This window comes from Mariniflexile litorale, assembly GCF_031128465.2.
In the GTDB taxonomy this organism is placed as follows: domain Bacteria; phylum Bacteroidota; class Bacteroidia; order Flavobacteriales; family Flavobacteriaceae; genus Mariniflexile; species Mariniflexile litorale.
In genome coordinates this window covers 3,909,435-3,920,165 of sequence record NZ_CP155618.1, presented here as the reverse complement: position 1 = coordinate 3,920,165, position 10,731 = coordinate 3,909,435, and the positions used below count along the sequence as shown (strand labels likewise).

The 10,731-nt window shown below is 33.8% G+C and carries 12 protein-coding genes; 6 read left to right on the top strand and 6 right to left on the bottom strand.

Features of this window, described 5'->3' with window-relative positions; all coding sequences use genetic code 11:
- Positions 1–115: 115 nt before the first annotated feature.
- Together QLS71_RS16530 and QLS71_RS16525 are read left to right on the top strand one after the other, a co-directional pair.
- Positions 116–1,009 carry a DUF72 domain-containing protein gene (locus QLS71_RS16530; RefSeq protein ID WP_308991890.1) on the top strand — a complete coding sequence of 298 codons (894 nt, stop codon included), beginning with the start codon at positions 116–118 and terminating at the stop codon, positions 1,007–1,009.
- A gap of 8 nt (positions 1,010–1,017) precedes the next feature.
- On the top strand, positions 1,018–1,404 hold the full coding sequence (locus QLS71_RS16525; protein WP_308991889.1) for a hotdog domain-containing protein: 387 nt from the start codon (positions 1,018–1,020) through the stop codon (positions 1,402–1,404).
- A 61-nt stretch (positions 1,405–1,465) separates the two neighbouring features.
- Here the strand turns inward: QLS71_RS16525 and QLS71_RS16520 are convergent, their stop codons facing one another.
- Positions 1,466–1,666 (bottom strand): hypothetical protein, encoded by a 201-nt coding sequence (locus QLS71_RS16520; protein ID WP_308991888.1) that lies wholly within the window; start codon positions 1,664–1,666, stop codon positions 1,466–1,468.
- Between the two features lie 271 nt (positions 1,667–1,937).
- Between QLS71_RS16520 and leuC the strand changes: the two genes are divergently transcribed.
- The 4 genes from leuC to leuB all read left to right on the top strand — a co-directional run bounded on the left by leuC (position 1,938) and on the right by leuB (position 6,660).
- Complete coding sequence (gene leuC, locus QLS71_RS16515; RefSeq protein ID WP_308991887.1) at positions 1,938–3,332, top strand: 3-isopropylmalate dehydratase large subunit; 1,395 nt, start codon at positions 1,938–1,940, stop codon at positions 3,330–3,332.
- A 134-nt stretch (positions 3,333–3,466) separates the two neighbouring features.
- The gene (leuD, locus tag QLS71_RS16510; RefSeq protein WP_308991886.1) at positions 3,467–4,063 is read left to right on the top strand and encodes a 3-isopropylmalate dehydratase small subunit; all 597 of its coding nucleotides are present in this window, start codon (positions 3,467–3,469) and stop codon (positions 4,061–4,063) included.
- Positions 4,064–5,587: an alpha-isopropylmalate synthase regulatory domain-containing protein gene (locus tag QLS71_RS16505; RefSeq protein ID WP_308991885.1), complete on the top strand. Its 1,524-nt coding sequence runs from the start codon at positions 4,064–4,066 to the stop codon at positions 5,585–5,587.
- A gap of 14 nt (positions 5,588–5,601) precedes the next feature.
- Complete coding sequence (gene leuB, locus QLS71_RS16500) at positions 5,602–6,660, top strand: 3-isopropylmalate dehydrogenase (RefSeq protein ID WP_308991884.1); 1,059 nt, start codon at positions 5,602–5,604, stop codon at positions 6,658–6,660.
- 184 nt (positions 6,661–6,844) lie between these two features.
- Here the strand turns inward: leuB and QLS71_RS16495 are convergent, their stop codons facing one another.
- The 5 genes from QLS71_RS16495 to QLS71_RS16475 form a co-directional block, all read right to left on the bottom strand.
- Positions 6,845–7,297, bottom strand: coding sequence for a T9SS type A sorting domain-containing protein (locus tag QLS71_RS16495; protein WP_308991883.1), 453 nt, complete (start codon positions 7,295–7,297; stop codon positions 6,845–6,847).
- Positions 7,298–7,485: 188 nt separating this feature from the next.
- Positions 7,486–8,733 (bottom strand): mechanosensitive ion channel domain-containing protein, encoded by a 1,248-nt coding sequence (locus tag QLS71_RS16490; protein WP_308991882.1) that lies wholly within the window; start codon positions 8,731–8,733, stop codon positions 7,486–7,488.
- A complete protein-coding gene (locus QLS71_RS16485; RefSeq protein ID WP_308991881.1) occupies positions 8,726–9,022 on the bottom strand; it encodes a DUF3817 domain-containing protein in 297 nt (98 codons plus the stop codon). Before QLS71_RS16485 ends, QLS71_RS16490 begins: the two co-directional genes overlap by 8 nt.
- A gap of 63 nt (positions 9,023–9,085) precedes the next feature.
- The gene (locus QLS71_RS16480; protein WP_308991880.1) at positions 9,086–9,703 is read right to left on the bottom strand and encodes a VTT domain-containing protein; all 618 of its coding nucleotides are present in this window, start codon (positions 9,701–9,703) and stop codon (positions 9,086–9,088) included.
- A 174-nt stretch (positions 9,704–9,877) separates the two neighbouring features.
- Positions 9,878–10,711 carry an OmpA family protein gene (locus QLS71_RS16475; protein WP_308991879.1) on the bottom strand — a complete coding sequence of 278 codons (834 nt, stop codon included), beginning with the start codon at positions 10,709–10,711 and terminating at the stop codon, positions 9,878–9,880.
- Positions 10,712–10,731: the final 20 nt, after the last annotated feature.

The window sequence follows — 10,731 nt, the reverse complement described above, 5'->3', positions numbered from 1 at the left end:
TTCTGTCTCTTATTTAAAACTAAAGAATAAAACTAAAAATATTTTATAGGTTTTATAGGCATGAATTGGCTTATTAACAATAAAGAAATTTTTATCTTTAAGCCAAAAAGTAGAAATGAAGTTTGGAAGTGTAAATAATCCTCAAGATATAGATTTTACCTTACCGCCAGATCATCCAGACACTTTAGGTGTTTTAAATAAATTTAAGGATGATACTATACCTGATATCTATGTAGGTTGTGCCAAATGGAATAGAGCCGACTTAAAAGGCTTTTACCCCAGAGGCACAAAAGATGAATTAGTGTATTACTCCAGTCAGTTTAACGCCATAGAATTGAATGCGACGTTTTACAGAATTTTTCCTGCAGAACAATTTGCTTCTTGGTATGATAAAACACCCGATGGGTTTAAGTTTTTTCCAAAATTGAATCAAGAAATAAGTCATTGGAAACGCTTACAAGAAACCAAAGAAGTGGTTGAGCATTATTTGTATAATGCCTCAAATTTAAAAGAAAAATTAGGAACCATCTTTTTACAAATGAATGATAATTTCTCGCCAAAAAATTTTGATAGAGTTATTAAATTTATTGAAGAATGGCCAAAACACATTCCATTAGCAATGGAATTTAGACATACGAATTGGTACAACGATGCTTCAGTTGCAAACGCATTATATGAGCTTTTAGAAACAAACCATATATCAAATATTATTGTGGATTCAGCAGGAAGACGTGATATTATGCACATGCGTTTAACCAATGCAACCGCTTTTGTACGCTATGTGGGGGCGAACCACCCTAGTGACTATAACAGATTGGATGATTGGATTGAACGGTTGAAAGATTGGAAACATCAAGGTGTAAAAGAAATAGATTTTTTTATCCATCAAAACATAGAAAAAGAATCACCTTTACTTTCTGCCTATTTTATTAAAAGCTTGAATAAAGAATTAGGATACCATTTGGTTGTTCCTAATGAAGATACTAGTAGACAACAAACATTATTATAAATAATATTATGAGATTTCACACCAGAAAATGGGTAAAACCAGAAGATTTAAATCCAAACGGAACATTATTTGGCGGGCGCCTTTTAGAGTGGATTGATGAAGAAGCCGCTCTATATTCAATTATTCAACTAGAAAACCAAAAGGTTGTAACAAAATATATGAGTGAAATTGATTTTAAAGCTTCTGCCAGACAAGGTGATATTGTAGAAATTGGTATTGAGGTTGTTAAATTTGGGAAAGCTTCATTGGTGTTAAGTGGCGAGGTTCGAAATAAAATGACCCACGAAACTATTATTACGATTTCTAATATTGTGATGGTGAATTTAGGTGAAGACGGCAAAGCGAAGCCTCATGGAAAAACAGAAATAGAGTATGTGATAGATAGATTGAAGTAGTGCTTAACTTATTCAAATAGGTTGATTAGCTTTTAACTTTTTTTTGTTCTTTTTCTATGGTTTAAAGCTTTAGTTTTAAAGTGTCGTTTGCTAATTTTAATAGTTTAATTTGCTCGGTCTGTTCTTGAATAGCCTTAACTATAGGTGCTAGTAAATCATTATATCTAACACTTAGCATGCCTTCTAGGTCTTCAGATATAATACCGTTACTCTTTACGTCATTTTTTTTAAGCCCTCTTTTAATTCTTGTGCAATAAATCACATGGTAAAACTCAAATTGAATTTATGATAGATAGGTTGAAGTCATTTTAAATACACATACTTTAAAATTTATAACCAATCATGCTATTCTATTAAAATATCATCGATTTTTTATGGTTCCATTAATAATACTATAAAAATAAATAGGCAAGCCTCTTAAATTTTGTCATATGCCTAATAAAATGGTAGTTTTTCCTAACTTTGTAAGCCTTTTGCTAAGCCAAAGTATTTAGTGAAAAAATTACAAAAATTTAAATTTAATTACATATAATATGAGTAAAACATTGTTTGATAAAGTATGGGATTCACATGTTGTAAAGAAAGTTGAAGGAGGTCCTGATGTATTCTTTATAGACCGACATTTTATTCACGAAGTTACAAGTCCTGTAGCATTTCTTGGGTTAAAAAGTCGCGGTCTTAAAGTGTTATACCCGGAGCGTACATTTGCAACTGCCGACCATAATACGCCAACAATTAATCAACATTTACCTGTAGAAGATCCATTATCTGCTAACCAATTAAAAGCTTTAGAAGATAACTCTAACGAGTATGGCATTAGCCACTGGGGTCTGGGTCATCAAAAAAATGGTATTGTACATGTTGTAGGCCCTGAAAATGGTATTACATTCCCAGGAGCAACTATTGTTTGTGGCGATTCGCATACATCTACACACGGTGCTTTTGGTGCTATTGCCTTTGGTATTGGTACTTCGGAAGTTGAAATGGTACTTTCTACACAATGTATCATGCAAGCTAAACCTAAAAAAATGCGTATTAATGTAAATGGGCAATTAGGGAAAGGAGTTACTCCAAAAGATGTGGCTTTATATGTTATTGCAAAATTATCAACTTCAGGTGCCACAGGTTATTTTGTAGAGTATGCAGGTGATGTTTTTGAAAATATGACTATGGAAGGCCGTATGACTGTTTGTAACTTATCTATCGAGATGGGTGCACGTGGTGGTATGATTGCTCCCGATGAAACAACGTTTGCTTATTTAAAAGGAAAACCATTATCTCTAAAAGGAGATGCTTGGGATACAGCAGTTGCGCATTGGAAAACGTTGAAAACGGATGCAGACGCTACGTTTGATAAAGAATTAACATTTTCAGCGAGCGATATTGAACCTATGATTACTTACGGAACCAATCCAGGTATGGGTATGGGGATTTCTAAACACATTCCAAATGCTTCTGATATAGAAGGTGGTGTTGCTACCTATAAAAAGTCTTTAGACTATATGGGCTACAACGAAGATGATGCCATGATTGGTAAGAAAGTAGATTATGTGTTTTTAGGAAGTTGTACCAATGGTAGAATTGAAGATTTTAGAGCCTTCGCATCTATTGTTAAAGGAAGAAAAAAAGCAGATAATGTAACGGCTTGGTTAGTTCCAGGATCCCACGAAGTAGAAGCTTTAATTAAAGAAGAAGGGATTCTAGATATTATTCATAACGCTGGATTTGTATTAAGACAACCAGGTTGTTCTGCATGTTTAGCAATGAATGATGATAAGGTTCCTGCTGGTAAATATTCGGTAAGTACCTCTAACAGAAACTTTGAAGGTCGTCAAGGCCCCGGTTCTAGAACATTGTTAGCAAGTCCTTTAGTAGCTGCTGCTGCTGCTGTTACTGGTGTGGTAACCGATCCTAGAGATTTACTTTAAAGCTATATAGGCTGTAAGCGGTAAGCTTTAAACCCATAGCAATAACAATAACATTAATATTATCGGCTTAAAGCCTAAAGCATCTAGCGTAAGGCTTCGTGCATAAAGCTAAAAAGCCTAAAGCAATTAAAAAAATGGCATACGATAAATTCAATATATTAACAAGTACTGGAGTTCCATTACCATTAGAAAATGTGGATACCGATCAAATTATACCTGCTCGTTTCTTAAAAGCAACAAAACGTGAAGGTTTTGGTGATAATTTATTTCGCGACTGGAGATACAATAACGACAATACACCAAAAGAGAGTTTCGTACTAAACAACCCTATCTATTCAGGAAAAATTCTTGTGGGAGGTAAAAACTTTGGTTCAGGTTCTTCTAGAGAGCATGCGGCTTGGGCTGTGTATGATTATGGTTTCCGTTGTGTGGTTTCTAGTTTCTTTGCAGATATTTTTAGAAATAACTGTTTAAATGTGGGTGTATTACCTGTACAGGTGAGTGCTGAATTTGCTGAACAAGTTTTCAACGCTATTTACGACGATCCAAATACAAAAATCGAAATAAACCTTCAAAACCAAACTATTACTATTCTTTCAACAGGAGCACAAGAATCTTTTGAAATTAATAGTTATAAAAAGGATAATATGTTAAATGGTTTTGATGATATAGACTATTTACAAAACATAAAAGGAGACATAGAAACATTTGCAAACGACTTACTGCTGTAAATGACGCCGAAACGAATTGAAATAATGGATACGACACTCCGCGATGGTGAACAAACCTCGGGAGTGTCGTTTTCTGCTTCCGAAAAGCTTACGATTGCCAAACTTTTACTTGAAGAATTAAGGGTAGATCGTATAGAAATCGCTTCAGCTAGAGTGTCTGAAGGTGAATTTCAAGCAGTTAAAAGTGTTACCAATTGGGCTAAAGAAAACCATTATTTAAATAAGGTGGAAGTATTAACTTTTGTTGATAAAGGCGTCTCCATTCATTGGATGATTGAAGCAGGAGCGAAGGTTCAAAACTTATTAACTAAAGGTTCATTAAATCATTTAACTTACCAGCTTAAAAAGACTCCTAGTCAGCATTTTAACGAGGTTTCAGAAACCATCTCTTTAGCCAAAGAAAAAGGAATTGAAACCAATATTTATTTAGAAGATTGGAGTAATGGAATGCGTAATTCTAAAGACTATGTTTTTGAGTTCTTAGCATTTTTAGCAACACAATCCGTTAAACGTATCATGCTTCCTGATACTTTGGGTGTTTTAACGCCCACTGAGTCTTTTGAATTTGTAAAAGAAATTAAAGACGCTTACCCTAATCTACATTTCGATTTTCATGCACACAACGATTACGACTTAGGGGTCGCTAATGTCATGGCGGCTTTGAATGCTGGTGCAGATGGACTTCATCTAACCGTAAATGGTATGGGTGAACGTGCAGGAAATGCTCCGATGGCAAGTACTGTTGCTGTGATTAACGATTTCATGCCGCATCTTACTATCGATGTGAATGAAAAGTTTTTATATACCGTGAGCAAACTGGTGGAAAATTTCTCAGGAATTATGATTCCTGCCAACAAACCCATTATTGGAGCGAATGTATTTACTCAAACCGCTGGAATTCACGCTGATGGAGATAATAAAAAAAACCTGTATTTTAGTGATTTGATGCCAGAACGTTTTGGCAGAACTCGAAAATATGCTTTAGGTAAAGCTTCTGGAAAGGCTAATATTCAAAAGAATTTACAAGAATTAGGACTTCAACTTAACGATGAAGATTTAAAGAAAGTCACCCAACGTATCATTGAATTGGGTGATAAAAAAGAAGTGGTTACTAAAGAAGACCTGCCATACATCATCTCCGATGTTTTAGATAGTTATTCGTATGAAGAAAAGGTTAAAGTCAATTCGTATGTGTTAACGCATGCCAAAGGATTACAACCTTCAACAACCGTTTCTTTAGTTATAAACGGGGAAACTTTTGAGGAAAATGCACAAGGAGATGGGCAATTTGATGCCTTTATGAATGCCCTAAGAAGCATTTATATCAGTAAAAAGAAGGTATTACCCGATTTGATAGATTATGCTGTTAGAATACCTCCTGGAAGTCATTCTGATGCATTATGCGAAACCATTATTACCTGGAAAAGTCCAGAAAAAGAATTTAAAACACGTGGTTTAGACTCCGATCAAACGGTTTCTGCGATTAAAGCCACTGAAAAAATGTTAAATATAATTACTAATTAAGATTACAAATACATATGAAATTTAATATTGCACTTTTAGCAGGTGATGGCATTGGACCTGAAGTAATTGATCAAGCAGTAAAAGTAAGTGATGCTGTTGCTAAAAAATTTGGACACGAAATAACTTGGAAACCAGCCTTAACAGGTGCAGCTGCCATTGATGCCGTTGGGGAGCCGTATCCAGACAGCACGCATGAAGTTTGTGTTGCTGCCGATGCTGTGTTATTTGGCGCTATTGGACATCCAAAATATGATAACGATCCTTCAGCACCTGTTCGCCCTGAACAAGGTTTGCTTAAAATGCGTAAAAAATTAGGGCTGTTTGCAAATGTGCGTCCAACCTTTACATTTCCATCATTAATAGATAAATCACCTTTGAAAAGAGAACGTATTGAAGGTACCGATTTGGTGTTTTTACGTGAATTGACAGGTGGTATTTATTTTGGTGAGAAGGGCAGAAGAGATGGTGGAGAAACCGCTTTTGACAATTGTGTTTACACCAGAGCAGAAGTACAACGTTTAGCTAAAAAAGGTTTTGAATTAGCAATGACACGCTCTAAAAAACTATGTTGTGTTGATAAAGCCAATGTTTTAGAAACATCACGTTTGTGGAGAGAAACAGTTCAAGCGATGGAAAAAGAGTATCCAGAAGTAACGGTCTCTTATGAATTTGTTGATGCGGTAGCGATGCGTTTGGTGCAATGGCCAAATAGCTATGATGTATTAATTACCGAAAACTTATTTGGTGATATTTTAACCGATGAAGCTTCAGTAATATCAGGTTCTATGGGCTTAATGCCATCAGCATCTGTTGGAACTGAAAATCAACTATTTGAACCCATTCACGGGTCGTATCCACAAGCAACAGGTTTGAATATCGCTAATCCTTTAGCGACCGTTTTATCTGCAGCGATGATGTTTGAAATGGCTTTTAATTTACCAGAAGAAGGTGCTGCCATACGAGAAGTTGTTAATAAAGCATTAGCCGAAGGTATTGTTACTGAAGATTTATCTGAAGGCGGAAAAGCCTACGGAACTAAAGAAGTAGGGGACTGGTTAGCCGCTAATATCTAATAAAATAAACATTAATTAACAAGGAGGCTGTCTGAAAAGTATATTGAGCCTGTCGACATATTTAAACGTATTGATAATCCATATCCGTTTCGACAAGCTCAACCTGACAAAGTAAATAAAATACACTTTTCAGACAGCCTCTTTTTATTTGCAGTATAAAATTTCTTTCTAAAAAGAATCTATACTATTTTTTAACAACTAGCTTTTTAGAAGATGCATTGGTGTTATCTATCGCTTTAACAAAATAGACGCCCTCACTTAAGTCGCCAATATAAACTTTGGCTTCTACATTAGGATTTACTTTAAACGCTATTACTGCTTGTCCTAATGGATTGATAACATAAAAATTACCACCTAAATTAGATTTTATTTTTACAGTTTCAGAACTAGGATTTGGATACATAGAAAATTTAGACCTGTTTTCATTACTATCAATACTCAATGAAGAATCGACAAGGACAGCAATTGTTGAACCTACATTATTTAATGTTAAGCTAGCGCTATTTAAAACAGCATTTAGTAAAGTACCTCCATTGGCGACTAAGGTACCGATACCAATGCCATCTAAATCTACATCACCGGCTTCAATGGTATAACGAAAAACTGTTAATAATTTTAATTTATATAAAAAATTCATTCACAGCACTTTATAAAATTAATTATTGAGGAATGCCATGAGCACCACAAAAAACTCAAAATTTTCAAATGAAATAATAGGGTAGAACTGCGATAAGCTAATCGAAAGTTGAAGGTTTTATTTCAACAAAAATAAAAGCCTGAATTCTAAATATAGAACGCAGGCTTTTTTATAGAATATCGAATTAATTATTCTGGAATAAACTGACCACCACTAGGCAACTCAAAAAGCTCTAAATCAAAATAGGGGAGTGCTGCAATAAGATGATCGAAGATATCCGACATGATGTATTCATAATTTTCCCAACGTTTGTCGCTGCTAAAGGCATAAATTTCTAAAGGAATGCCTTGAGTGGTTGGTGCCAGTTGGCGCGCCATAATCATCATATCTTTATTAATCGCCGAATGATGCTTTAAATAAGAGTCAATGTATTTTCTAAAAACCCCCAAATTGGTAAGGTTTCTGCCGTTTAATAACAGCTCTTTGTTTATTTGATTGGATTCATTGTATGATTTAATATCAGACTGCCTAGTTTCTAAATAAGAACTTATTAATTGAATATTTTTAAGGTCGTTAACATCTTCATCAGATAAATATTTCACCCCACTTTGTTTAATAAATAAAGCACGTTTTATACGTCTGCCTTCAGAACTGGTCATACCTCGCCAATTTTTAAAAGAATCGGAAATAAGGGCGTAGGTAGGGATGGTGGTAATGGTTTTGTCAAAATTCTGAACCTTCACGGTGGCCAAATTTATTTCAACAACATCACCATCTGCACCATATTTTTCAAAGGTAATCCAATCGCCAATACGAACCATATCGTTTATAGAAACTTGAATACTAGCCACAAATCCTAGAATAGTATCTTTAAATATCAAAATAATGATAGCAGATGCGGCACCCAAGCCTGTAATAAAATTAATGAAAGGGGTACGGGTTATAATGGCAATAGCTGAACAAATACCTATAATCCAGATAAAAATCATAAATACCTGTATGTAGCTATCTATGGGTTTATCTTTTAAATTTGGTAATGTTTTTAAATAATCTTTTATGGTGTTTAGTATGCTTCGTACAATCCACAAGGTTAAAACAATAGCGAATACTTTTAAACCACGCTCTACCAGGGCTTCAAAAGCAGGAAAATCGTAAAACACATCCGAAATAAACTCTAAAGCAACCAATAATGGTGTAATGTGGGCAATGTTGGTAGGAACCCTATTTTTTACTAATAAATCATCAAAATTTGTTTTTGATTTGGATGCAAATTGAGCAAAAACACCAATTAATAATCGTTTAATAATAAAATCAATAATAAAAATAAGAAGCATGAGGACCAAAGCAAGGCCTAACATGTTTAAGTATATAGCAACAGTTTCGGTTGTACCTATGGTTAAAAAATAATCGTAAATAAAATGTTTTATTTTATCCATTTCTTAGAGGCTTTAAATACTTCTTATCTATATAAAAAGTACCAAATGGAATTATAGATGCTAATAAAATTTCACCCAACTGTTTGGTGTTCCAGTTAAGTTCTTTTTTAAGCATAAAAGCCATGATAATGTATCCCATAAATAGAATCCCGTGAGGCATACCTAGCATTTTCACATACTGAGGGTCATTAAGCATGTATTTTATGGGGGTTGCAATAAACAATAATAAAATATAGGAGACACCTTCTAAAAGTGCTGTGATTCTGAAAATATTTAGGAATGAAAACATAGAAATATAATTTATGTGTAAAAATATAGTAACAAATTTAACTAGTACTCGGCTTAGTGTGTTTTAAAAGGCATGAAAAATAACAACTCCGTAAATTAAAAAACGTAACAAACGTAACGACCCATAAGCCACTACATTTTTAAATGGAAATTTAATAATACCAGCAGCCATACAAGAAATAGAAAAAGGTAGTGGTAATAGAGCACCTACAATAATTAAAAAACCGCCCCATTTTTTTGAATTTTTAAGCTGTTTAGCCATTTTAACTTCTAAATAGTTATGCACTTTAGGTATTTTGGTAATAATATAACCAATATAATAAGAAACCAAACCGCCGGAATAAGATAATAAGGCTAGCACTGTTAAATATAACCAAGGCGCATACATTTTACCTGCCCAAGCAATAAATATTTCGGGAGGAACCAAGCCTAAAAGAGTTTCAGATACAAAGAAAAAAGCCAACACACCATACGCAGGTAATGTTTCGGTAAGATGCACTAACGCTGTATTTATATCATAATAGTGGTTTACCACATATATGCCAATCACTACAAGGATTATAAAAGGCAATGCTTTTTTTACCGCTTGCCAAACAAAATTATAAAAGCCCGTATAGCTATAATACTGATGGAGTAATTTCCAACGTGTTTTTTCAGTTTTAGATTTAGATTTGGGTTTCATTAAAAGTCTTACTTTTTGAGAACACAAATATACTTTAAATAATATGTTTTTGTATTTAGAAGAGGCAATTTTAATAATATTATAACATACTACAGCAGCATTATTATTTAAACAAAAAAAAGACCACTTATATATTAATAAGTAGCCTTTTCCTGGATTAATTAAGGGATTATCTTAATCATTCGATGCCATAAGTGCAAAGAATTTATTGATGTTTGGTAAAATAACGATACGAGTTCTTCTATTTTTTGATCGATCTTCTTTAGTATCGTTGCCCGCAACCGGTAAATAACTGCTTCTACCAGATGCAATTAGTTTTTCTGGAGCGACATTGTATTTATTTTGTAATGTTCTAACAACCGATGTAGCACGTAGTACACTTAAATCCCAGTTATCAGAAATTTTAGCCGTATTTATAGATCTCGAATCTGTATGACCTTCAACCATCACTTCAATACTAGGCTCTGAATTGATAACATTAGCCAATTTTTGTAAAATATTATTCGCTTTACTGCTAATACGGTAACTAGCCGTATCAAATAGCATTTTATCTGAAATAGAAATCATTACCACAGTCTCATCTATATCAATAGCTATATCTTCATCTTCATTTAAGGTGCTTGTATCCAACGATTTTTGTAAGTTATACGATACCGCTAAATTCATAGAGTCTTTAAGGGTAGTAGCTTGTCTTAATTTATTTTGATCGACATTCGCTAAGGTTTTACGCATTTGCTTCTTGGTTTCGTTTGATATAACCGCTACATCGCCAACAGTTTCCATTTTCACATCGTTTTCTTCCGTTAACGTATTTATTTTAGAATTAAAGGCTTCAACACGTGCTTCAATTTTAGCAAATTTTGTTTCAAGTTCTTCTTTTTCAAACTGTGTTTTTGTTAAGGCACTTTTAATTTCTCCATTTTCATGTTCTAATGCCACATATTTCTTTTTGGAAACACAGGCACTCATTATAACGGTTGCAAGTAATATAAACGACAATTTTCTCATAATATTATTTTTTATTGTTT

Coding starts and splice junctions, on each gene's coding strand:
- QLS71_RS16530 (WP_308991890.1), top strand. CDS start 116: ATGAAGTTTGGAAGTGTAAATAATCCTCAAGATATAGATTTTACCTTA.
- QLS71_RS16525 (WP_308991889.1), top strand. CDS start 1,018: ATGAGATTTCACACCAGAAAATGGGTAAAACCAGAAGATTTAAATCCA.
- leuC (WP_308991887.1), top strand. CDS start 1,938: ATGAGTAAAACATTGTTTGATAAAGTATGGGATTCACATGTTGTAAAG.
- leuD (WP_308991886.1), top strand. CDS start 3,467: ATGGCATACGATAAATTCAATATATTAACAAGTACTGGAGTTCCATTA.
- QLS71_RS16505 (WP_308991885.1), top strand. CDS start 4,064: ATGACGCCGAAACGAATTGAAATAATGGATACGACACTCCGCGATGGT.
- leuB (WP_308991884.1), top strand. CDS start 5,602: ATGAAATTTAATATTGCACTTTTAGCAGGTGATGGCATTGGACCTGAA.
- QLS71_RS16495 (WP_308991883.1), bottom strand. CDS start 7,297: ATGAATTTTTTATATAAATTAAAATTATTAACAGTTTTTCGTTATACC.
- QLS71_RS16490 (WP_308991882.1), bottom strand. CDS start 8,733: ATGGATAAAATAAAACATTTTATTTACGATTATTTTTTAACCATAGGT.
- QLS71_RS16485 (WP_308991881.1), bottom strand. CDS start 9,022: ATGTTTTCATTCCTAAATATTTTCAGAATCACAGCACTTTTAGAAGGT.
- QLS71_RS16480 (WP_308991880.1), bottom strand. CDS start 9,703: ATGAAACCCAAATCTAAATCTAAAACTGAAAAAACACGTTGGAAATTA.
- QLS71_RS16475 (WP_308991879.1), bottom strand. CDS start 10,711: ATGAGAAAATTGTCGTTTATATTACTTGCAACCGTTATAATGAGTGCC.